The 21,911-nt window shown below is 65.5% G+C and carries 19 protein-coding genes and 2 pseudogenes; 18 read left to right on the top strand and 3 right to left on the bottom strand.

The genetic code is table 11. The features are described 5' to 3' along the window. The first annotated feature begins 1 nt into the window (after window position 1). From rsmH to MSTE_RS09615, 15 genes are all read left to right on the top strand, one after another. Entirely contained in the window at window positions 2-958 is a 957-nt protein-coding gene (gene rsmH / locus MSTE_RS09545; RefSeq protein ID WP_231897085.1) for a 16S rRNA (cytosine(1402)-N(4))-methyltransferase RsmH, read from the top strand. Beyond that, entirely contained in the window at window positions 955-1,938 is a 984-nt protein-coding gene (locus MSTE_RS09550) for a hypothetical protein (protein WP_096500747.1), read from the top strand. The genes rsmH and MSTE_RS09550 overlap by 4 nt, the downstream gene beginning before the upstream one ends. Continuing rightward, window positions 1,935-3,863 (top strand): peptidoglycan D,D-transpeptidase FtsI family protein, encoded by a 1,929-nt coding sequence (locus tag MSTE_RS09555; RefSeq protein WP_096500749.1) that lies wholly within the window; start codon window positions 1,935-1,937, stop codon window positions 3,861-3,863. Before MSTE_RS09550 ends, MSTE_RS09555 begins: the two co-directional genes overlap by 4 nt. Window positions 3,864-3,962: 99 nt before the next feature. Then, window positions 3,963-5,537 carry a UDP-N-acetylmuramoyl-L-alanyl-D-glutamate--2,6-diaminopimelate ligase gene (locus MSTE_RS09560; protein WP_096500751.1) on the top strand — a complete coding sequence of 525 codons (1,575 nt, stop codon included), beginning with the start codon at window positions 3,963-3,965 and terminating at the stop codon, window positions 5,535-5,537. After that, window positions 5,530-7,014, top strand: coding sequence for a UDP-N-acetylmuramoyl-tripeptide--D-alanyl-D-alanine ligase (locus MSTE_RS09565; RefSeq protein ID WP_162291400.1), 1,485 nt, complete (start codon window positions 5,530-5,532; stop codon window positions 7,012-7,014). Before MSTE_RS09560 ends, MSTE_RS09565 begins: the two co-directional genes overlap by 8 nt. Continuing rightward, complete coding sequence (mraY, locus tag MSTE_RS09570; protein ID WP_046253416.1) at window positions 7,011-8,090, top strand: phospho-N-acetylmuramoyl-pentapeptide-transferase; 1,080 nt, start codon at window positions 7,011-7,013, stop codon at window positions 8,088-8,090. The genes MSTE_RS09565 and mraY overlap by 4 nt, the downstream gene beginning before the upstream one ends. A 6-nt stretch (window positions 8,091-8,096) precedes the next feature. Beyond that, a complete protein-coding gene (murD, locus tag MSTE_RS09575) occupies window positions 8,097-9,563 on the top strand; it encodes a UDP-N-acetylmuramoyl-L-alanine--D-glutamate ligase (protein ID WP_096500755.1) in 1,467 nt (488 codons plus the stop codon). Between the two features lie 11 nt (window positions 9,564-9,574). Beyond that, a complete protein-coding gene (ftsW, locus tag MSTE_RS09580; RefSeq protein ID WP_096500757.1) occupies window positions 9,575-11,131 on the top strand; it encodes a putative lipid II flippase FtsW in 1,557 nt (518 codons plus the stop codon). Between the two features lie 45 nt (window positions 11,132-11,176). Next, window positions 11,177-12,337 carry an undecaprenyldiphospho-muramoylpentapeptide beta-N-acetylglucosaminyltransferase gene (gene murG, locus MSTE_RS09585; RefSeq protein ID WP_096500759.1) on the top strand — a complete coding sequence of 387 codons (1,161 nt, stop codon included), beginning with the start codon at window positions 11,177-11,179 and terminating at the stop codon, window positions 12,335-12,337. Next, window positions 12,334-13,806, top strand: coding sequence for a UDP-N-acetylmuramate--L-alanine ligase (gene murC / locus MSTE_RS09590; RefSeq protein WP_096500761.1), 1,473 nt, complete (start codon window positions 12,334-12,336; stop codon window positions 13,804-13,806). The genes murG and murC overlap by 4 nt, the downstream gene beginning before the upstream one ends. Further along, on the top strand, window positions 13,803-14,747 hold the full coding sequence (locus MSTE_RS09595; RefSeq protein WP_096500763.1) for a cell division protein FtsQ/DivIB: 945 nt from the start codon (window positions 13,803-13,805) through the stop codon (window positions 14,745-14,747). The genes murC and MSTE_RS09595 overlap by 4 nt, the downstream gene beginning before the upstream one ends. Before the next feature lie 209 nt (window positions 14,748-14,956). Continuing rightward, window positions 14,957-16,114: a cell division protein FtsZ gene (ftsZ, locus tag MSTE_RS09600; RefSeq protein ID WP_070935032.1), complete on the top strand. Its 1,158-nt coding sequence runs from the start codon at window positions 14,957-14,959 to the stop codon at window positions 16,112-16,114. A gap of 37 nt (window positions 16,115-16,151) precedes the next feature. Beyond that, window positions 16,152-16,859 carry a peptidoglycan editing factor PgeF gene (gene pgeF / locus MSTE_RS09605; RefSeq protein WP_096500765.1) on the top strand — a complete coding sequence of 236 codons (708 nt, stop codon included), beginning with the start codon at window positions 16,152-16,154 and terminating at the stop codon, window positions 16,857-16,859. Further along, entirely contained in the window at window positions 16,859-17,569 is a 711-nt protein-coding gene (locus tag MSTE_RS09610; protein ID WP_096500767.1) for a YggS family pyridoxal phosphate-dependent enzyme, read from the top strand. The genes pgeF and MSTE_RS09610 overlap by 1 nt, the downstream gene beginning before the upstream one ends. Before the next feature lie 88 nt (window positions 17,570-17,657). Further along, window positions 17,658-18,299, top strand: a complete 642-nt coding sequence (locus MSTE_RS09615) for a cell division protein SepF (RefSeq protein ID WP_096500769.1) — start codon at window positions 17,658-17,660, stop codon at window positions 18,297-18,299. 57 nt (window positions 18,300-18,356) lie between these two features. Here the strand turns inward: MSTE_RS09615 and MSTE_RS09620 are convergent. The 3 genes and pseudogenes from MSTE_RS09620 to MSTE_RS09630 all read right to left on the bottom strand — a co-directional run bounded on the left by MSTE_RS09620 (window position 18,357) and on the right by MSTE_RS09630 (window position 19,879). Next, window positions 18,357-19,048, bottom strand: a pseudogene (locus MSTE_RS09620) (DUF899 domain-containing protein). Beyond that, window positions 19,049-19,418, bottom strand: a pseudogene (locus MSTE_RS09625) (ArsR/SmtB family transcription factor). Then, window positions 19,415-19,879: an SRPBCC family protein gene (locus MSTE_RS09630; RefSeq protein ID WP_096500771.1), complete on the bottom strand. Its 465-nt coding sequence runs from the start codon at window positions 19,877-19,879 to the stop codon at window positions 19,415-19,417. The pseudogene MSTE_RS09625 and the gene MSTE_RS09630 overlap by 4 nt, the downstream one beginning before the upstream one ends. 165 nt (window positions 19,880-20,044) lie before the next feature. On the opposite strand from MSTE_RS09630, the gene MSTE_RS09635 reads away from it, so the two are divergent. The 3 genes from MSTE_RS09635 to MSTE_RS09645 all read left to right on the top strand — a co-directional run bounded on the left by MSTE_RS09635 (window position 20,045) and on the right by MSTE_RS09645 (window position 21,911). After that, window positions 20,045-20,338 carry a YggT family protein gene (locus tag MSTE_RS09635; RefSeq protein WP_096500773.1) on the top strand — a complete coding sequence of 98 codons (294 nt, stop codon included), beginning with the start codon at window positions 20,045-20,047 and terminating at the stop codon, window positions 20,336-20,338. Between the two features lie 229 nt (window positions 20,339-20,567). Then, on the top strand, window positions 20,568-21,395 hold the full coding sequence (wag31, locus tag MSTE_RS09640) for a DivIVA-like cell division protein Wag31 (RefSeq protein ID WP_030095511.1): 828 nt from the start codon (window positions 20,568-20,570) through the stop codon (window positions 21,393-21,395). A gap of 45 nt (window positions 21,396-21,440) precedes the next feature. Then, the gene (locus tag MSTE_RS09645) at window positions 21,441-21,911 is read left to right on the top strand and encodes a hypothetical protein (protein ID WP_096500775.1); all 471 of its coding nucleotides are present in this window, start codon (window positions 21,441-21,443) and stop codon (window positions 21,909-21,911) included.

The following is a 21,911-nucleotide window of genomic DNA, read 5'->3' on the forward strand; positions in this document are numbered from 1 at the left end:
TATGCTCGGCCGCTGCTATGAGCTGCTTGCTCCGGCACTGACCGCCCGGTCCGCGGATGGGGCGGGTGCGGTGCTGGTCGATGCCACTCTGGGCGCCGGTGGGCACACCGAGCATTTCCTCTCCGTGCTGCCGGGCCTCACCGTGATCGGTCTCGATCGTGATACCAATGCCCTCGAGATCGCGCGGAAGCGGTTGGAGCCCCTCGGGCAGCGATTCACCGGAGTGCATACCCGCTACGACGGTCTGGTGGACGCGCTTGACGGGTTGGGTTACCGCGGAACATCGTCGGTTGACGCCGTGCTCTTCGATCTGGGTGTGTCGTCCATGCAGCTCGATCAGGCCGATCGTGGTTTCGCCTACTCGGTCGACGCCCCGCTGGACATGCGGATGAATTCACACGACGAGCTGACCGCCGCCGACATCCTGAACACCTATACGGCACCCGAACTATCCAGAGTGCTCAGTAGATTCGGCGAGGAGCGCTTCGCGCGCCGAATAGCAGATGAGGTCGTCCGACGCCGGGCCGTCGAACCCTTCACGCGCAGTGCGCAGTTGGTTGAGCTGCTGTACGACGCCATCCCTGCGGCTACCCGTCGTACCGGGGGGCATCCGGCGAAAAGGACCTTCCAGGCCCTGCGGATCGCCGTCAACGCCGAGCTGGAATCCCTTGCCGCCGCGATACCTACCGCCATGGCGGCACTGCGTCCGGGCGGTCGTATCGCGGTCATGGCGTATCAGTCGCTGGAGGACAAGATCGTCAAGGCGGAATTTGCGGCCGCCATCGCGTCCCGGTCACCGATTGACCTTCCGGTCGAGCTGCCCGGTGACGCACCGGAGTTCGCGGCGATCACCCGCGGTGCCGAGCGGGCGGACGACGCGGAAATAGAAGTCAATCCACGGAGCGCGCCAGTGCGGTTGCGGGCAATCGAACGAGTCGGGGACAGGAGGATCGCATGATTGGGGTGCGCAAGAAAGCTGGCGAGTCCCCCAAGAAGAGCAATCCTGCCAAACCCGCTAAACGTCGTGGTGCCGCTCCTAAGGCGGTCGGCGCTGGTCCGTCGGCGCGTCCGCGCCGTTCTGCCCCGCAGACCATGCCGATCCCGGTGCAGCGCAAGGCTCCCGAGAAGATCCGCACGGCGACCAGCACTCAACAGGCGAAGGCACGCGCGAAGGCCCGCAAGGCCAAGGCGCCCAAAGTCATTCGGATACCGCTACGCGAACGGATTCTTACGCGTCTGTCCGAGGTGGACCTGCGGCCGCATGTGTGGATCGCCAAGGTGCCGTTCGTTGTGCTGGTCATCGGCGCCCTGGGCGTCGGTCTGGCCATCACGCTGTGGCTGTCGACAGACGCCGCGGAACGCTCGTATCAGCTAGGCACCCAGCGGCGTACCAACGAGCAGCTGCTGCAACGCAAGGAAGCCCTTGAGCGTGATGTGCTGCGTGCGGAATCGGCGCCGGCGCTCGCGGATTCGGCGCGCGACCTCGGCATGATCCCATCGCGTGATATCGCGCATCTGGTACGGGACCCGCAGGGCAATTGGCTGCTGGTGGGTGCTCCGAAGCCGGCTGAGGGTGTTGCGCCGGCGCCGTTGAACTCCGTGATCCCCGATGACGCCGACGCCGTTCCGAAGGCCGGTAATTCGGTCGAGGTCCCCGTGCAGTTGCCGCCCGTACCGCCTCCGGTGGCCGTGGTGCCGCATATGGCCCCGCCGGCCACGGTGCCGGCGCCTGTGGTGGAAGCTCCTGTGGGGCAGGAACCTGTCTTAGCGCCGCCCGCTCCGGTCATGCCCGCTCCGGTGGTGGTCGCACCGGATCCCGCGGCCGTGATACCGCCCCCTGTGGCCGACGCGCCGCAAGCATCAAATATCGCGAATTCTCCAGTTACCGGGGAACAATTCAATCCCGTGGCAACAACGAGTCCCCACCCGACGGCGTGAACCGGCAGGATCGGTCCCGGCCGGTCGGCGCTCGCCGCATCCGGCGGCCGGCGTCCGCCGTGTCGCGGACAGCTGGATTCGCTTTCCGTCATCGCACGGGCAACATCATCATCTTTCTGACGTTGGCCATCGCCGCCATTCAGCTGTTCACTCTGCAGGGGCCGCGCGCCGCGGGTCTGCGTGCCGAAGCCTCCGGTCAGCTGAAAGTCACCGAGATCGAGAAGGCGTTGCGTGGCACCATCGTTGACCGCGTGGGCAACAAACTGGCTTTCACCATCGAGGCTCGTGCTCTCACCTTCCAGCCGAAGAAGATTCGTGAGCAGCTCAACAAGTCATGGGAGCAAAGCCTCAAGATCCTCCAGGACCCGGGGAAGAGCGACGCCGTCAAGGCCGCCGCGGCGAAAACACGGTCCGTCGAGCCGGAACGGCGGCTGCAGGATATCGCCGCCGGAGTGTCGGCGAAGCTCGGTAACAAGCCCGATGCCAAGAGCCTGTTGAAGAAGATCCGCAGCGACGACACCTTCGCCTACCTGGCGCGTTCGGTAGACCCGGCCATCGCCGCCGAGATCGTTAAGGAGTTCCCCGAAGTGGGGGCGGAGCGACAGGACATCCGCCAGTATCCCGGCGGCTCGTTGGCCGCCAATATCGTGGGCAGCATCGACTGGGAGGGTTACGGCCTTCTGGGGCTTGAGGATTCCCTGGACAGTGCATTGGCCGGTAAGGACGGATCCCAGACCTACGACCGTGGCTCCGATGGCGCGGTGATTCCCGGCAGCTACCGCGACCAACACAATGCCGTCAACGGATCCACCGTCGAACTCACGCTGGACAACGACATTCAGTTCTACGTGCAGCAGCAGGTCCAGCAGGCCAAGGACTTGTCCGAAGCGCGCAGCGTGTCTGCGGTTGTGCTGGATTCCAAGACCGGTGAGGTCCTGGCGATGGCCAATGACAACACCTTTGATCCCTCGCAGAACCTTGGTAAGCAGGGCAACCGTGAGATGGGCAATCTCTCGGTGTCCTCGCCGTTCGAGCCGGGATCGGTCAACAAGATCATCACCGCCTCGGCGGTGATCGAGAACGATCTATCCAATCCCGATGAGGTGCTGCAGGTTCCGGGATCGATCAACATGGGCGGGGTCACGGTTCGCGATGCCTGGGTGCACGGAACCGTGCCGTACACCACCACCGGTGTGTTCGGAAAGTCTTCAAATGTGGGCACGCTGATGCTCGCGCAGCGGGTGGGACCGGAGCGGTTCATGGATCTGGTGGACAAGTTCGGTCTGGGGCAGCGCACCGGTGTTGGTCTTCCCGGCGAGAGTGCCGGCATCGTGCCGCCGATCGAGCAGTGGTCGGGGAGCACCTTCTCGAACCTGCCGATCGGCCAGGGCTTGTCGATGACGCTGCTGCAGATGACGGGCATGTACCAGGCCATCGCCAACGACGGGCTGCGGATTCCGCCGCGCATCGTCAAGAGCATCACCACACCCGAGGGCACCCGCAAGGAAGAACCACGCCCCGAGCCGGTGCAGGTGGTCAACGCCGGAACCGCGCGCACCGTGCGGAACATGCTGCGCGCGGTGCTGCAGCCGGACGCGCGTCAGATCCAGAACGGCACCGGCGCGGCGGGCGCTGTCGAGGGCTACCAACTGAGCGGCAAGACCGGTACCGCCCAGCAGATCAACCCGGCCTGCGGGTGCTACTTCGACGACGTCTACTGGATCACCTTCGCCGGCATCGCCACCACCGATGACCCCCGTTACGTCATCGGCATCGAGATGAATGCGCCACACCGGGCTGCGGATGGCCGACCTGGAAACACCGCGGCGCCGCTGTTCCACAACATCGCGTCGTGGTTGATGCGGCGCCAAAACGTGCCATTGTCACCCGATCCCGGACCACCATTGATCTTGCAGGCGACCTGAGCCGGCCCTCATCCGATCAGGGGACGGCTGCTCGCCCGGTACTGTCGTTTGACGCCCGGAGGCCATGGGCGGCAGAAAAACGGCAGGAGGTGAACGCAGGTGGCGGCATCCGGAACCCATCGGTTCCTTCCCCAAACGCACCCGCACCCGGTCTCCGACCTCGCCGCATTGATCTCGGCGGAACTGCGTGGGCCGAGCGCCGCCACCGTCACCGGCGTAACGCTGCGAGCGCAGGACGCGCGGACGGGCGACCTCTTTGCAGCGCTGCCCGGTAGTAGCGCACATGGCGCACAGTTCGCCTTCGAGGCGGTCGCTGCGGGGGCTACTGCCGTGCTCACGGACAACGCCGGGGCACGGCTGCTGGCCGAGCAGGGCTCGGATTTCGCGGATATCGCGGTCCTGGTCCATCCCATTCCGCGCGCGGTGCTCGGTGCGCTTGCGGCAAAGGTCTATGGGGAGCCTTCCCGGCAGCTGGAAGTGGTCGGTGTCACCGGAACCTCTGGGAAGACCACGACCACCTATCTGGTCGAGGCAGGGCTACGGGCGGCGGGCAGGCGGGTCGGTCTCATCGGCACCGTCGGGGTACGCATCGACGGCGAGGATGTCCCCAGTGCCCTGACCACGCCCGAGGCGCCCGCTCTGCAGGAGTTGTTGGCCGAGATGGTGCAGCGTGGCGTGGACACCGTGGTCATGGAGGTTTCCAGCCATGCGCTGGCGCTCAACCGTGTGGACGGCACCCGTTTCGCGTTGGGAGCGTTCACGAATCTTTCGCGAGATCACCTGGACTTCCATCCCAACATGGAGGATTACTTCGCGACGAAGGCCCGACTGTTCCAGCGTGATTCGCCGCAGCGGGCGCAGCACTCGGTCATCTGTGTCGACGATGACGCCGGGCGTGCCATGGCCGAGCTGGCCCGCGCGGCGGGCCCCGGCACCGTCACGGTGAGTTCGGGCGCCGGTGCCGGCGCGGACTGGACCTGCTCGGACGTGGCGGTCGGCCCTGACGGCGGTCAGCGGTTTGTCGCGAATGGTCCGGCGGGCAGCGTTGAACTCGGTATCGCATTGCCGGGTCACTACAATGTGGCCAATTGTCTTGTGGCCATTGCGATCTTGGAACTTCTTGGGGTGTCGGCGGTCACCGCGGCGCCGCGGATCGCGATCGCCGGTGTGCCCGGACGTATGGAGTCGGTGGTCGCCGGCCAGCCGTTCCTGGCCGTTGTCGACTATGCCCACAAGCCCGGCGCCCTGCGTGCCGTCCTGGAGAGTCTGCGCAGCCATCGCAATGGCCGGCTCGGGGTCGTGTTCGGTGCGGGCGGTAACCGCGACCGTGGCAAGCGCGCCGATATGGGGCAGGTGGCAGCCGAGCTGGCCGATCTCGTGGTGGTCACCGATGACAACCCGCGCGATGAGGACCCATCCGCGATTCGCGCGGAAATCATCTCCGGGACAACTGGTTCAGATGTCGAGCTGATGGAGATCGGCGACCGGCGCGCTGCTATCGGCTTCGCCGCCCGGTGGGCACAACCGGGGGATACCGTCTTGATCGCGGGCAAGGGGCACGAGAGCGGGCAGCGCGTCGGTGCGGTTTCGGTCCCGTTCGATGACCGGGTGGAGCTGCGTGTCGCGCTGGAAGGCCTGGAAAGCTCGAAAGGACTCGGGAGTCTGAATGATTGAGATGACTGTCGCCGAGATCGCGGAGATCGTCGGTGGACGTCTCGACGGAATCAGTGCCGAGGAAGCCCGGCGTACGACCGTCACCGGCACCGTCGAATTCGATTCGCGCCAGGTGAGGTCCGGTGGACTGTTCTTGGCACTGCCGGGTGCCCGGGTCGACGGTCACGATCATGCCGAGGGTGCGATCGCGGCGGGTGCCGTCGTCGTGTTGGCCGCCAGGCCGGTGGGTGTACCCGCCATCGTGGTGTCGCCAACCGGCATCGCGCGTACTGAAGTATCTGCGCTGGAACATGATTCGGACGGGTCGGGCGCCGCAGTGCTGGCCGCCACCGCAGCGCTGGCGGCCGAGGTGGCCCGTCGGCTCTCGGGGCGGGGGCTGCGCATCGTGGGTGTCACCGGCTCATCGGGCAAGACGTCGACAAAGGACCTCATCGCCGCAGTGCTAGAGCCGCTCGGCGAGGTGGTGGCGCCACCCGGATCCTTCAACAACGAGCTCGGTCATCCCTGGACGGTTCTGCGGGCCACGGAATCGACCAGGTTTCTGGTGTTGGAGCTGTCGGCTCGGCGCCCCGGAAACATCGCGGACCTGGCCGCCATCGCGCCGCCGGCCATCGGTGTAGTGCTCAACGTCGGTACGGCGCACCTGGGCGAGTTCGGTTCGCGACAGGCCATTGCCGACACCAAGGGTGAACTGCCGCAATCACTTTCCAGTGATGGTGTGGCGGTGCTGAATGCCGATGACTCGGCGGTGGCCGCCATGGCCGCCAAGACCCGTGCCCGGGTGGTCCGCACCAGCGTGCACAGCAGCGCCGATATCTGGGCGACAGACGTGAGCGTCGACGACCTGGCGCGTGCTCGCTTCACCCTGCATGCCGGGGACGAGGCCGTACCGGTTCAGTTGGCTGTGCACGGCGAGCACCAGGTGGGCAACGCACTGGCGGCCGCCGCGGTCGCGCGGGAATGCGGTGCCACGCTGGCGCAGGTCGCCGACGCGCTCGCCCAGGCGGGTCCGGTATCGCGGCGCCGTATGGAGGTCAGCACCCGAGATGACGGGGTTACGGTCATCAACGATGCGTACAACGCCAACCCGGATTCGATGATGGCTGGGCTCAAGGCCCTGGTGTCGATGGCTCGTCACGGTGCGCAGCCCCGTCGCAGCTGGGCGGTGCTGGGTGAGATGGCCGAGCTGGGGCCCGATGCGATATCCGAGCATGACCGCATCGGACGGGCCGCCGTGCGCTTAGATGTCAGTCGATTGGTAGTCGTCGGAACCGGGAGGTCGCAGCGGGCAATGCATGCGGGTGCAGTGATGGAGGGGTCGTGGGGGTCCGAGGCGGTGCTGGTGGACGATCCTGCGGCAGCCGCCACACTGCTGGCCGACGAGCTGGCGGCCGGTGACGTGGTGCTGGTCAAGGCATCGCGGTCGGCCGGGCTATGGGTCGTGGCCGATGAGCTGCTGAAGGTGGGTGACGCATGAGGCAGATCATCATCGCGGCCGGAATCGCGATCCTGGTTTCCATCATGCTCACCCCGGTACTCATCCGGGTGTTCTCGCGGCAGGGCTTCGGTCAGGAGATCCGTGACGACGGACCGCAGCATCATCAGAAGAAGCGCGGCACTCCCTCGATGGGTGGCGTCGCGATCCTGGCAGGCATGTGGGCCGGGTACTTCGGGTCTCACCTGATCGGCATCGCGTTCGGATCCGATGGCCCCTCGGCCTCTGGGTTGTTGGTGCTGGCGTTGGCCACCATGCTCGGTGGTGTCGGTTTCATCGACGACTTCATCAAGATTCGTAAGGCGCGCAACCTCGGCCTGAACAAGACCTCCAAGACGGTCGGTCAGATCCTGTCGGCCTTGGTGTTCGGCGTGCTGGTGCTGCAGTTCCGCAACACGGACGGGTTGACGCCAGGTAGTCCGCAGCTGTCCTACGTGCGTGAGATCGCCACCGTGGCGATGCCCGCCGTGATTTTCGTGCTCTTCTGCGTGATCCTGGTGATGTCGTGGTCCAACGCGGTCAATTTCACCGACGGATTGGATGGGCTGGCCGGCGGATGCATGGCCATGGTGACCGGCGCGTACGTCATCGTGACCTTCTGGCAGTACCGCAACGCCTGCTCCACGCATCCCGGTGTGGCGTGCTACAACGTGCGCGACCCGCTGGACCTCGCGGTGATCGCCGCGGCGACGGCCGGCGCATGTATCGGGTTCCTGTGGTGGAACGCCGCACCCGCCAAGATCTTCATGGGAGACACCGGATCGCTGGCTCTTGGCGGCATCATCGCCGGCCTGTCGGTGACCACCCGGACCGAGCTGCTCGCGGTGGTGCTGGGGGCATTGTTCGTCGCCGAGATCGTGTCGGTGGTCCTGCAGATCGCCGCGTTCCGCACCACTGGCCGCAGGGTGTTCCGGATGGCGCCGTTCCATCATCATTTCGAGCTGTTGGGTTGGGCGGAGACAACGGTCATCATCCGGTTCTGGCTGTTGACCGCGATCGCCTGCGGCCTGGGTTTGGCGTTGTTCTACGGCGAGTGGCTCGCCACGATCGGTGACTAACCGGCCATGACCGTTTCTGATATGGCCGAACTGGTCGGCGGAGCAAGTGTTCTGGTTTGTGGCGCGCGTGTCACAGGCGATGCCGTGGTCGCGGCGTTGAGTCGGCTGGCCGATCTCGACCTGCGCATTACGGTCTGCGACGACAACGAGGACGCTCTGCGACGTCATCGCGACGCGGGGCGCGGGGCGCTCACCACCGCCGAGGCGCAGCACCACATGGCTGATCAGGATCTGGTGATCGTCAGTCCCGGCTTCGGTCCTTCCTCGCCGATCGTGCTGGCCGCTGTGCACGCCGGGCTGCCCATCTGGGGTGATGTCGAATTGGCATGGCGTCTGGATGCTTCCGGCCGATTTGGGCCGCCCAAGCGATGGCTGGTGGTGACCGGAACCAACGGAAAGACCACGACCACGGCCATGGTCCACGACATGCTGACGGCCGCGGGCCGCACCAGTGCGCTGTGCGGGAATATCGGCGACCCGGTGCTGAACGTGCTGGATCGCGATGTCGATTACCTGGCCGTCGAGTTGTCGAGCTTCCAACTGCACTGGGCGCCCTCGGTGCGGCCGGCGGCCGGCGTGGTGCTCAACGTGGCCGAGGATCACCTGGACTGGCACGGGGGCATGGACGCCTACACCCGGGACAAGGCGCGAGTGCTCGAGGGTGAGGTCGCGGTCGTCGGTCTCGATGACGGAGTGGCGGCCGGACTGCTCTCCGGTGCGGCGGCGCCGATCAAGGCGGGGTTCCGTACCGGTGAACCCGTGGCCGGTGAGCTCGGAGTGCGTGACGGCCTGCTGGTGGACCGGGCGTTCGGGTCGGATGTGCCCCTGATCGAGGTGTCCAAGCTTCCGGTAGCGGGTCCGATCGGTGTGCTCAACGCGCTGGCGGCTGCCGCGCTGGCGCGTGCGGTGGGTACGCCCGCGGAGGCCGTTGCGCGGGCGCTGGAGGCCTTTCAGGTGGGACGGCACCGTGCCGAGCTGGTAGCGCGACGTCACGGTGTTTCTTACGTGGACGACTCGAAGGCCACCAATCCGCACGCGGCCGCGGCGTCCATCGCGGCGTATCGGCGCGTCATCTGGATTGCCGGGGGGTTGCTCAAGGGGGCGGCAGTCGACGATCTGGTGCGCGAATGTGCCGACCGGCTCGGCGCGGTTGTGCTGATCGGCACCGATCGGGGTGTGATTGCTGAGGCTTTGGCGCGACACGCGCCGGATGTACCCGTTGTTGCGGTTGTGACGCGCGAGGATGCTGGGGTGCAAGAGGCAAATGTGGTCTATGTGACTGATGAGGCGGATGGGGGTGGCGCTGATCTGGGTACCCGGGTCATGGCCGCGGCCGTCCGGCATGCCAGCACTGTGGCTCTGCCTGGCGACACTGTGCTGCTGGCTCCGGCCGGCGCGTCCTTCGACCAATTCAGCGGGTACTCCGAGCGTGGCGATCGATTCGCCGCGGCGGTGCGCGCACTTACCGGTTAGGTAACAGCGCCGTGTCGACCCTGACCGCTCCGTTCACCAGGTTTTTCCGCTCCGAGAACCGCTCCGCGGCGAAGACCGTAGCCAAGCCCGCCAAGAAAACCTCCGACGCGAAGACCGCCGGGTTGGTGGCACGGACTCGTCTGGGTGCCTGGCTGAACCGGCCGATGACGTCGTTTCACCTGATCATCGCGACGGCCGCGCTGTTGACCACACTCGGCCTCATCATGGTGTTGTCCGCATCGGGCGTTGAGTCGTATGACGTGGACGGATCTGCGTGGGCGGTGTTCGGCAAGCAGGTGCTCTGGGTCTGTGTGGGTCTGGTCGGTTTCTACATCGCGCTGCGTACTCCGATCCGGGTGATGCGTAAGTACTCGTTCCCGGCATTCGTCTTCACCATCGTCTTGATTATCTTGGTGCTGGTGCCCGGAATCGGCACATACTCCAACGGTTCTCGCGGTTGGTTCGTCTACGGCGGGATGTCGATGCAGCCTTCGGAGCTCACCAAGATCGCCTTCGCGATCTGGGGTGCGCACCTGTTGGCCTCGCGCCGCATGGAGAAGGCCTCGCTGCGCGAGATGCTGGTCCCGTTGGTGCCGGCTGCGATGATCGCACTGATCCTGATTGTCCTTCAGCCTGACCTGGGGCAGACGGTGTGCATGTCCATCATCTTGCTGTCGCTGCTCTGGTACGCCGGGCTGCCGCTGAAGGTGTTCCTCAGTTCGGTGGTCGCCGCCGTACTGGCCGCGGCCATCCTCGCCGTTACGGCCGGATACCGCTCCGATCGGGTCAAGGCGTGGCTGGATCCGTCGGCGGACCCGCAGGCCACGGGTTATCAGTCGCGTCAAGCTCGATTCGCACTGGCCCAGGGTGGTTTCTTCGGCCAGGGTCTGGGGCAGGGATCGGCAAAATGGCACTATCTGCCCAACGCCCACAACGACTTCATTTTCGCGATCATCGGCGAGGAGCTCGGATTCGTCGGCTGCATCGGGGTGCTGGCGCTATTCGGCGTCTTTGCCTACACCGCCATGCGCATCGCCAAGCGCAGTGCCGATCCTTTCCTGCGGATGCTGACCGCCACCGCCGGTATGTGGGTCATCGGTCAGTCCTTCATCAACATCGGATACGTGATCGGCCTGCTGCCGGTGACCGGCATCCAGCTGCCGCTGATTTCTTCGGGTGGTACTGCCACGGCCACAGCCCTTTTCATGATCGGCCTGATCGCCAACGCGGCGCGCCACGAACCCGAGGCCGTCGCCGCGCTGCGTGCGGGTTCGGGCGACCGGATGAACAGACTGCTGCGGCTTCCCTCGCCGGAGCCGTATGTGGCGCCGCGTATAGACACGGCACGCGATCGACTGCGCGCCAAGTCGGCCGATCGGCCGCCCGAGCGCACATGGCAGCAGGACTCCGCGCAGGGGGCCAAGCGCAAGCCACGTGCACGTACCGACAGCGACGCAGGGCATCATAGGCAGGTACAGCAGGTGCGCAGGGCCTCGGGCACGCGCGCGAGCGGCCGGTCCCGTGATCAATCCCGGGCCGGAAGTTCACGGGCCCGAAGCCATCGATAGCTGCTGAACATGTGATTACCGCCAGACCGAAAGGATGCTCCCGGAGTGAGTGACGAACTTCGGCCGCTTTCGGTGGTACTGGCCGGGGGCGGTACCGCGGGGCACGTCGAACCCGCCATGGCGGTCGCCGATGCATTGCGTGAGATCGACCCGTCCGTACGGATCACCGCATTGGGTACCGAGCGTGGCCTGGAGACGCGGCTGGTGCCCGACCGCGGGTACGACCTGGAGCTGATCGTGCCGGTGCCGCTACCGCGCCGCCTCACCGGCGACCTGGTGCGGCTGCCGTTGCGGGTGCGCCGGGCGGTGCGGCAGACCCGGGCCGTGTTCGACAACGTCGGAGCCGACGTTGTCATCGGTTTCGGCGGTTACGTGGCGCTGCCCGCCTATCTGGCGGCGCGTCGCGGACCGTTGCGCCGCCCTCGTGTTCCGGTGGTCATTCACGAGGCGAACGCACGTGCCGGCCTTGCCAATCGGGTCGGTGCGCGCCGCGCGCAGCGCGTGTTGTCGGCCGTCTCGGACTCGGGACTGCGCCGTGCAGAGGTGGTCGGGGTACCGGTTCGTGGATCGATCACGGCGCTGGATCGCACCGCGTTGCGGCAGGAGGCACGCGCTCACTACGGATTCGACGACGATGCTCTGGTGCTCTTGGTATTCGGCGGGTCCCAGGGTGCGGTCTCCCTGAACAATGCCGTCTCGGCGGCAGCCAATGAGCTTGCCGCTGCGGGGGTTTCGGTGCTGCACGCACACGGGCCGAAGAATACGATCGAGCTGCCGCAGGGCGGTCCGCGGGATGCTCCGGGCGGCCCCAAATATGTGGCCCTGCCATACCTGGACCGCATGGATCTGGCCTACGCCGCGGCCGATATCGCCGTGTGCCGATCCGGCGCGATGACCGTCGCCGAAGTCTCGGCGGTGGGGTTGCCCGCCATCTACGTGCCTCTGCCGATCGGCAACGGCGAACAGCGGCTCAATGCGCTGCCGGTCGTCGACGCGGGGGGCGGTGTCATCGTCGCGGACCGCGACCTCACTCCGGAGACATTGGCACACATGGTGATCGAGATCGCCTCCGATTCCGGCAAGCTTGCCGAGATGACGTCGGCCGCCGCACTGTCGGGGCATCCGGACGCTGCACGGCAGGTGGCTCAGGTGGCGCTGGATGTCGCACGACAGCAGCGATCTCAGGGACGGAGTGCATCGCGATGAACATCGGTCCACTTCCGGAGCATCTGCGCCGTGTGCACATGGTCGGCATCGGCGGTGCCGGGATGTCAGGTATCGCCAGAATCCTGCTGGACAGGGGAGCGCAGGTGTCGGGCTCCGATGCCAAGGAATCTCGTGGCGTGCTCGCACTGCGTACCCGCGGTGCCCTCGTCAATATCGGCCACGACGGCGACGCACTGGACCTGCTGCCGGGCGGTCCCACCGTGGTGGTTACCACCCACGCTGCCATTCCCAAGACGAATCCTGAACTGGTGGAAGCTCATCGGCGTGGAATACCGGTCCTGCTGCGCCCGGTTGTGCTCGCGGACCTGATGGCCGGATACCGCACCCTCATGGTGACCGGAACGCACGGCAAGACCAGCACCACCTCCATGCTCATTGTGGCGCTGCAGCATTGCGGATACGACCCATCGTTCGCGGTCGGCGGTGAGCTCAACGAGGCCGGCACCAACGCCCACCATGGCAGTGGGGACGTGTTCGTGGCCGAGGCCGACGAAAGTGACGGTTCACTGCTGCAGTACCGGCCCGATCTCATCGTCGTGACCAACATCGAGGCGGACCATCTCGATCACTTCGGCAGTGTCGAGGCCTATACCGCGGTGTTCGACGAATTCACCGAAACGTTGGGCCCCGAAGGGGTCCTGGTGGTGTGTCTGGATGATCCGGGGTCCGCGGCGTTGGCGCGCCGGGCTCACGAACGCGGACTACGAGTACGTGGCTATGGCAGCGTCGAACAGGCCGATGCCGCGGGCGTCCCGGTGGCCGGATGGCTGCGTGATTGGCAGTTCAAGGACACCGGAGCGTTCGCACAGATCCAGCTGGCGGGCGAGAAGACCTCTCGCACCATGCGATTGTCGGTGCCGGGTCGGCACATGGCCCTGAACGCACTGGCCGCCGTGGTGGCGGCCGCCGAGATCGGGGCCTCCGTCGAGGATGTGCTCGATGGGCTGGCCGGATTTGAAGGTGTGCGCCGCCGATTCGAATTGGTCGGTCAGGTCGAGAGTGTCCGGGTCTTCGATGACTACGCGCACCATCCCACCGAGGTTCGTACGGTGCTACAGGCTGTTTCCGGAATCGTCGCGCAACAGGGATTTGGCCGCTCCGTCGTGGTCTTTCAGCCGCACTTGTACTCCCGCACGGCAGCTTTCGCGACGGAGTTCGCCGAGGCGCTCAGTGTTGCCGATCTGGTGTTCGTGCTGGATGTCTACGGGGCGCGCGAAGCGCCGCTGCCGGGTGTCAGCGGTGCGCTGATCGTCGAGCAGATCTCCGGGGTGCCGGTGCATTACCTGCCAGACCTGTCGACCGTTGCCGCGCATGTCGCCGCGGCCACGGCGCCGGGGGATCTGGTGGTCACGATGGGTGCGGGCGATGTCACGCTGCAGGGCAAGGAGATCGTGCGCGCGTTGCGCGCGCGTGCCAATGACTGGCCGCCCCCCAGGAACGGTCAATGAGCGAGCCGGACAAGACTTCCGAGGAGGCAGCGGAGTCAGCTCCGGTGTCTGACGAGATCGAGGATTCCGCCGCCGAGGCGATCGAGGAGGACGCCGGCGCCGAGCAGGCGGATGACGACGAGTCCGCCGAGGGGCCGCGGATGCGGGCCAGGCGCGAGCGGATGGAGCGCCGGGACGCACAGCGGCGCGCGATCGCCCTGGAGCAGGCGCGGCGTGAGGCGAAGGCGGCCGCCAAGGGCAAGCACGTAGACCAGGGCAAGAGCGCGGGGCGTGGGAAGGTTCAGGGTCTGCACACACTGCTGCTCGCGGTGCTGCTCACCGTCATCGCGGTGGGGCTGGGCGCGATTCTGTACTTCACGCCACTGATGTCCGTGCGCCAGACCGTGGTGACGGGCACCGGGGTGGTCACCCAAGAGGACGTCCTTCGTGAACTGAACATCACCAAGGGAACGCGGCTGCTGCAGATCGATACCGCCGCGGCCGCGGACCGGGTGGCCAGCATTCGCCGGGTGGCCAGCGCGCGCGTGCAATGCGAGTACCCGTCCACCTTGCGCGTCACGATCGTCGAAAGGGTGCCGGTCGCGGCGTGGGCGGGCGGCGACGGGACGCACCTCATCGATCGCGACGGGGTGGATTTCGCCAACGAACCGCCACCGCCGGGCATCCCGGTGCTGGATGTGGTGGCTCCGGGTCCGCAGGACCCGACGACCAAGGTGGCACTGCAGGTCCTCACCTCGCTGGCACCGGACCTGGCGCGACAGGTCGCCAAGATCGCTGCGCCCTCGGTCTCGTCTATCACGCTTACCCTCGACGACGGTCGCACCATCGTGTGGGGGACTACCGACCGCACCGCAGAGAAGGCGGAAAAGCTGGGGGCCCTGCTTACGCAGCCCGGTCGCATGTACGACGTGTCCAGCCCCGATCTGCCCACGGTCAAGTAGACGACCGGACTGCTCGCGGTTTTCAGAAATAGCCACGGGAAAATCCAGCGATCCATCGGCGCGCCTCCCGGGTGCGGCTAACCGCGCCCCCTACCGTTCTGTTTCAGCGGGACAACCTGACATAACTCTAAGCCTGAGGTAGAGGTTGAGAGTTTGCAGAGAGGCTCCAGCTACTCAGACCACGGCAGCAACCAGGGAGGAAGGCGACCATGACGCCTCCACACAACTACCTCGCGGTGATCAAGGTCGTCGGCATCGGGGGCGGCGGCGTCAACGCCGTTAACCGCATGATCGAACACGGCCTCAAGGGGGTCGAGTTCATCGCGATCAACACCGATGCGCAGGCGCTGCTGATGAGCGACGCCGACGTCAAGCTCGACGTCGGCCGCGATTCCACGCGCGGCCTGGGAGCGGGCGCGGACCCCGACGTGGGCCGCAAGGCCGCCGAGGATGCCAAGGATGAGATCGAGGAGCTCCTCAAGGGCGCCGACATGGTCTTCGTCACCGCCGGTGAGGGTGGTGGCACCGGTACCGGTGGCGCACCCGTGGTGGCCAGCATCGCGCGCAAGCTCGGTGCGCTGACCATCGGCGTGGTCACCCGGCCGTTTTCCTTCGAGGGCAAGCGTCGCAGCGGTCAGGCCGAGAACGGAATTGGCTCGCTGCGCGAGAGCTGCGACACCCTGATCGTCATCCCCAACGATCGCCTGCTGCAGATGGGCGATGCCGCGGTATCGCTCATGGACGCATTCCGCAGCGCCGACGAGGTGCTGCTCAATGGTGTTCAGGGCATCACCGACCTCATCACCACACCGGGTCTGATCAACGTCGACTTCGCCGACGTGAAGAGCGTCATGTCCGGCGCCGGTAGCGCGTTGATGGGTATCGGGTCCTCACGTGGCGACGGCAGGGCACTCAAAGCCGCCGAGACCGCTATCAATTCACCACTTCTCGAGGCCTCGATGGAGGGTGCTCAGGGCGTGCTGATGTCGATCGCCGGTGGCAGCGACCTGGGTCTGTTCGAGATCAACGAAGCGGCCTCGCTGGTGCAGGAGTCGGCGCACCCCGAAGCCAACATCATCTTCGGAACCGTCATCGATGATTCACTCGGCGACGAGGTGCGAGTCACCGTCATCGCCGCCGGTTTCGACGCCGGCGGCCCCAGTCGCAAGCCGATCAGCGGCACCGCGGCCCCTGGCACCGTTGCCCCGGGCAAGGCCGGCGAGGTCAACGGCTCGCGCGCCAACGGGACCAGCATCTTCGACACCATCGATGCGCAGAGCCTGCCCAGGGACACCAACGGGTCTACGGTGACGCTCGGTGGCGGCGATGAGGACGACGTCGATGTGCCCCCCTTCATGCGACGCTGACGGCTTGCTACTCAACCGACGAACTACCCTCTGACGTATGGGTTTTCGAGTTCGACGTGTCACCACCACCAGGCGCGGTGGTGTGTCGCGCGCACCTTTCGACAGTTTCAACCTCGGTGATCACGTTGGTGACGACCCCGATGCGGTGGCTGCCAACCGGTCACGCCTGGCGAGTGCGCTGGGCTTGCCGGACGATCGTCTGATCTGGATGCAGCAGGTTCACGGTGACAATGTGCACCGCGTCGAGGGGCCCGGAACATCGGTTATCCCGGAGACCGACGCGTTGTTGACCACCGAACCCGGCATCGCGCTCGCGGTCCTGACCGCGGACTGCGTCCCGGTGCTGTTCGCCGATGCGAGCGCGGGAGTCGTCGCGGGCGCCCATGCCGGACGGGTCGGCGCGAAACTCGGCATCGTGCCGCGCACCATCGAAGCCATGGTGGAGGCCGGCGCTCGGGTGGAACGTATCTCGGCCTTTCTCGGGCCGGCGGTAAGCGGCCGGTATTACGAGGTGCCGGCCGATATGGCCGCGGATGTGGAGACGGCGCTGCCGGGGAGTCGCACTACCACCGCCGCAGGCACGCCGGGCCTGGATCTGCGGGCCGGAATCGCCCGGCAGCTTTCCGGATTGGGTGTGAGGGCCATCGACATCGACCCGCGCTGCACGGTCGAGGACCCGGATTTGTTCAGTTATCGCCGGGAGCCTCGCACCGGACGGCTGGCCTCGGTGATCTGGCTCAGTTGATGACGCGCACCGATGAGCTGAGCACCGCACTGGCCGCGGTGCGAGAGCGAGTCCGCGTTGCCGCCGAGGCTGTTGATCGCGACCCGCAAGAGATTGAACTGCTGCCCGTCACCAAGTTTTTCCCGGCGGCCGACGTCCAGGAGCTGTACTCGTTGGGCTGTCGCGCGTTCGGGGAATCGAGGGATCAGGAGGCCGCCGCCAAAGTGGCGGAGGTGGGCCACGCGGACATCCAATGGCACATGGTGGGCAATCTGCAGCGCAACAAGGCGAAATCGGTTGCCCACTGGGCCTATTCGGTGCATTCGGTGGACAATCCACGGCTGGTGGCCGCGCTGGACACGGCGCGCGCGGCGGGGGAGAAGAGCGAGCCACTGCACGTGTACCTCCAGATCAGCCTCGATGGCGATACCGCTCGTGGCGGAGTGGATATCGCTGACCTGGCCGGAGTCGACGAACTGTGCGCGCAGGTAGTCGCCAGCGAGCATCTCGAGCTTGCCGGATTGATGGCTCTGCCTCCTCGTGAGGCGGATACCGACCAGGCCTTTCGTCGGCTCCAGCAAGAACACGAACGTGTTCGGCGGCGCTATCCGCAGGCGAATCGCTTATCGGCAGGAATGTCCAACGACCTGGAGACCGCCATTAAATATGGGTCCACTTGTGTGCGTGTCGGAACGGCGCTGATGGGGCAGCGACCGCTAACGTCACGGTAGATCGTCACTCCAGTCACATTTGCAACACAGCAATAGAGACCGAGCGAACAACTGAACTCCATATAGCCCACGCACGGAAGGTCACGCGATGAGCACGCTGCACAAGGTCAAGGCCTACTTCGGCATGGCTCCCATGGACGACTATGACGACGAGTACTACGACGACGTCGACGCTCATGCGCCCCGGCGCGCGTCCGCCGAGGATCGCCGGTACCCGCGTCGTGGCGAGCGGTTTGCCGACGATGCCGAGTACGGCTACGACGAGCCCGGCTACCGTTCGGGTGGCCCCGGTGGTTACGCCGAGGAAGACCGGTTTGCCACTCGCCACCCGGCGCCGCGCGAGTTCGACCGTCCGGCACCGCGTTTGGGCTCATTGAGGGGTAGCGCCCCCACCCGTGGCGCGCTGGCCATGGATCCGCGCCGCGCCGCCATCTTCGAAGAAGGAAGCCCGTTGTCGAAGATCACCACGCTGCGTCCCAAGGACTACAGCGAGGCCCGCACCATCGGTGAGCGTTTCCGCGACGGCACCCCGGTCATCATGGACCTGGTGTCGATGGACAACGCCGATGCCAAGCGCGTGGTGGATTTCGCGGCCGGACTAGCGTTCGCGTTGCGCGGTTCGTTCGACAAGGTGGCGACGAAGGTCTTCCTGCTGTCTCCGGCCGATATCGATGTCAGCGCCGAGGAGCGCCGTCGGATCGCCGAGAGCGGTTTCTACTCCTACCAGTAGACCTCTGATGAATTCGGGCGAGAAGATGCGGAATGCATCTTCTCGCCCGAATTCGCTTTAGTGACAGGCCTTCACAGGCCGCGGATCATTCGGATCGTCCGGATCCGGGTCGCCGAACCATCGTGACGGCTCATGCGATCCGTACTCGTCATGCCAGTCCCACCACTCGTAGGCGGGGGACTGGGGGTAGTCCGGCGGGGAGTCCTCCCATGTCTCCTGGCGGCCCAGCGCCGTCATGTCGAGGAAGGTCCAGGTGTTGTTGAACGCCTCGTCGCCTCGGTTGTTGATGAAATAGGTGCGGTACACACGGTCACCGTCGTGGATGAACGCATTGTGTCCATGCCAGTCGTGCACACCCAGGTCCCGATCGAAGGTGCTTTCGGGAACTATTGTTTACCAAGGGATTTGCCATCCCATCCGGTTCTTGATCCGCTTTAGGTCGGTCTGGGACCCGCGCGAGACGTAGACCAGTGTGGTGTCGCGCGCGTTCAGGTGCGCCAGGTTGCCTATGTGGTCGGCCATCAACGAGCAGCCGGTACATCCGTGTGCGGGCCAGTCTCCGGTGCCGGGATCGATGAAGGCGCGGTACACGATGAGCTGACGGCGACCCTGGAACAACTCGAGGAGGTTCACCGACCCCTGGGGCCCTCGAACCGATAAGAGGCATCTACCTCTGTCCAGGGCATGCGCCGTCGTTTGGCGGCCAACGCGTCACGCGCCCGGGTGAACGCCTTCTCTTCGACGAGCATCTACTGGTATGCGATGTCCCATTCCGGCGCCGACACGATCGGGGGTGTTTTCATGATGTTGCCTATGGTCTCGGCGAGGTGCTTTATTCGCTCCAGGCGGCGATCCCACGGCGCTGAGCTGCTCGGCGATGCGGGCGACTTGCTCGCCGTTGGCACGATACTGTTTCTCCCGCCCCTGGGAGGTGGCGTGGACCAGGCCCGCCTTGTCGAGTACCGCAAGGTGTTTGGTCACGGCCTGCCGGGTGACCGGCAGACGGTCGCTCAATGTCGTGGCTGTCGCCACGCCGTCGTTGAGGATGAGGTCGAAGACCCGTCGCCGGGTCGGATCACCGCCCGCCGCCCACAGGTCGTCGTCGATTGCCGCTGTCATGACCGCGCTGCCAGCTTGCCCACACAGGGGGCCAGCCGGGGCAGGTGCTGCGCCCAGCCTTCCTCATGCGACTCGTACTGTTCGATGACCTCGGCCTCAGTGCGTCCCTGGTCCCGGAAGCCGACTTCGGTCATGCGCACCCGCGTGCCCGCGCCCGAGGGCGCGAGCTCAAATGTCACCAGTAGCGAATTCCCGTCGTTCGCCACGTGCCCTTCTGGATAACACCAACGGAATGAGAACAGCCGTGGCGGCTCCACGTCGACGAGCGTCAGGCCGTAGGCATGGACCTCACCCGGTTCCTCGCCATGAAAGGACATCTGGCCCCGGGCGCCCGGAGCCGGGGCGCACTCGGCGTCGTCCGGCCACCATTGCTTCATATGTTCCGGGCGGCTGATGACGGAGAAGACGACCTGCGGTGGCGCGTCGATGTACAGCTCGCGCTCGATGCTTTCGTATGACATGCCTCTCCCTACATCGCAACTATCGGTTGCTAGTTGTGGCACCTGTGGCACCGCCCAGGGGTTTCGTTGTGTGACAGGCGGTCCGGTGGGGCCTGCCGGTAGGCTGCGACTGTTGTTACGAGAAAGCCCGCGCGTGGTTTTCACGCTTGGTTGATGAGGGATCCCTTGGCACTGTTTTTTGAGATCATTGGCTATGTGCTTCTGCTTTTCTGTTTGCTGCTGTTTGCTCGCATAGTGATCGAAACCATTCAGTCCATTAGCCGTGACTGGCGCCCGCGAGGCGCCACCGTGGTGATTCTGGAGCTCATCTTCACGGTCACCGACCCTCCGGTGCGGTTATTGCGCCGCCTCATTCCACCCCTCTCCCTTGGCGCGGTGCGATTCGATTTGTCCATTACTTTGTTGCTTTTGGTCGGATTCTTTGGCATGCGGGTGGCGTTCCTGATGGCCGCTGGCTAAGCCTCCAGCGACGCTGAATTTCGGTATTCAACTCACATCGATCTGGATACGAATGCGCGTCATATCCAAAGCCTCAGAGTATTTTTATGCACGTCAGAGGGATACTTAACAAGCTCTGCTGCGACCGGCGGGTCGGATGTGACAGGATGGACGCCAGTTACAGTGAGACGCCACGTTCGCTTTACACTGCAATACGATTCCAGACGTCGAGACTTGATAGGGGCAGGCAATGCCGCTTACACCAGCTGATGTACATAACGTCGCGTTCAGTAAGCCACCCATCGGTAAGCGCGGATACAACGAGGATGAGGTTGACGCCTTCCTCGACCTGGTGGAGAACGAGCTGGCCCGCCTGATCGAGGAGAACTCGGATCTGCGTCAGCGAGTTCAGGAGCTGGACCAGGAGCTGGTCGAGGCACGCAAGGGTGGCGGCGCCGCCCCCGTCTACGAGGCGCCCAAGCCGGAGAAGAAGCCGGAGCCCGCTAAGCCCGAGCCCACGCCGGCACCGGTGGTGGCCGCCGCTCCCGTCGCGGCGTCGACCGAGGAACACCACGTCCGCGCGGCCAAGATCTTGGGTCTGGCGCAGGACACCGCGGACCGTCTGACCGGGAACGCCAAGTCCGAGTCGGAAAAGCTGCTCGCCGATGCTCGCGCAAATGCGGACCAGATTGTCAGCGAGGCCCGCGCCACCGCCGATAAGACGGTCACCGAGGCACGGTCCAAGGCCGAGGCGCTACTCTCGGATGCCCAGACCCGTTCCGAGACCCAGCTGCGCCAGGCGCAGGAGAAGGCCGATGCCCTGCAATCCGATGCCGAGCGCAAGCACTCGGAGATCATGGGCACCATCAATCAGCAGCGTACGGTGCTGGAAGGTCGTCTGGAGCAGTTGCGTACATTCGAGCGCGAGTACCGCACCCGGCTCAAGACCTACCTGGAGTCTCAGCTCGAGGAGCTTGGCCAGCGCGGTTCGGCGGCACCCGTCGATGCGGGCGCCTCGAATGAAAACGCATCCAAGGAAGCCGGTTTCGGTCAGTTCAACCGTGGGAACAACTACTGATCTAGATCGGTCTATGCTCGCGGCACGTATGAGGAGTGATTCGCGATGCTGATCGTCGCACTGGTATTGGCCGCAGTCGGTCTGGCGGCCTTGGTGACAGCGGTAGTCACCAGTAATGAGGTTCTTGCCTTTGTCTGTATCGCCGCGGCCGCCGTCGGCGTGGTGCTCATGATCATCGACGCGATCCGGGACCGGCATGCCGGTGCACTGGAATCCGACGAGGAGTCCGACCGGGACGCCGAGGCAGGCGAGGGCGAGCCCGAAGGTACGGATTCCGAGGATTCCGAGGATCGTTCTGCTGGTTCCGCCGAGAGTCACGCGAAAGCCGATGTGGCGGAAGCTGATCCAAGTGAGACATCTGTGATCCCACGGGTGTCGGAGACCTCTTCCTCTGCCGCTGCCGCGGTGAGCCTCAAGGAGGTCGCCACCGCGGCGCACCACCATCCCTCGGCCGAAGAGACCTACGAGCAATTCGACGTCGACGACGATGATGAGGACGAGCCACACCGCTCGTGA

Source organism: [Mycobacterium] stephanolepidis, assembly GCF_002356335.1.
GTDB lineage: Bacteria > Actinomycetota > Actinomycetes > Mycobacteriales > Mycobacteriaceae > Mycobacterium > Mycobacterium stephanolepidis.

Excerpts from the sequence above, each read along its gene's own strand:
- rsmH (WP_231897085.1), top strand. The coding sequence starts at position 2 with ATGCTCGGCCGCTGCTATGAGCTGCTTGCTCCGGCACTGACCGCCCGG.
- MSTE_RS09550 (WP_096500747.1), top strand. The coding sequence starts at position 955 with ATGATTGGGGTGCGCAAGAAAGCTGGCGAGTCCCCCAAGAAGAGCAAT.
- MSTE_RS09565 (WP_162291400.1), top strand. The coding sequence starts at position 5,530 with ATGATTGAGATGACTGTCGCCGAGATCGCGGAGATCGTCGGTGGACGT.
- mraY (WP_046253416.1), top strand. The coding sequence starts at position 7,011 with ATGAGGCAGATCATCATCGCGGCCGGAATCGCGATCCTGGTTTCCATC.
- murD (WP_096500755.1), top strand. The coding sequence starts at position 8,097 with ATGACCGTTTCTGATATGGCCGAACTGGTCGGCGGAGCAAGTGTTCTG.
- murC (WP_096500761.1), top strand. The coding sequence starts at position 12,334 with ATGAACATCGGTCCACTTCCGGAGCATCTGCGCCGTGTGCACATGGTC.
- MSTE_RS09595 (WP_096500763.1), top strand. The coding sequence starts at position 13,803 with ATGAGCGAGCCGGACAAGACTTCCGAGGAGGCAGCGGAGTCAGCTCCG.
- ftsZ (WP_070935032.1), top strand. The coding sequence starts at position 14,957 with ATGACGCCTCCACACAACTACCTCGCGGTGATCAAGGTCGTCGGCATC.
- pgeF (WP_096500765.1), top strand. The coding sequence starts at position 16,152 with ATGGGTTTTCGAGTTCGACGTGTCACCACCACCAGGCGCGGTGGTGTG.
- MSTE_RS09610 (WP_096500767.1), top strand. The coding sequence starts at position 16,859 with ATGACGCGCACCGATGAGCTGAGCACCGCACTGGCCGCGGTGCGAGAG.
- MSTE_RS09615 (WP_096500769.1), top strand. The coding sequence starts at position 17,658 with ATGAGCACGCTGCACAAGGTCAAGGCCTACTTCGGCATGGCTCCCATG.
- MSTE_RS09630 (WP_096500771.1), bottom strand. The coding sequence starts at position 19,879 with ATGTCATACGAAAGCATCGAGCGCGAGCTGTACATCGACGCGCCACCG.
- wag31 (WP_030095511.1), top strand. The coding sequence starts at position 20,568 with ATGCCGCTTACACCAGCTGATGTACATAACGTCGCGTTCAGTAAGCCA.
- MSTE_RS09645 (WP_096500775.1), top strand. The coding sequence starts at position 21,441 with ATGCTGATCGTCGCACTGGTATTGGCCGCAGTCGGTCTGGCGGCCTTG.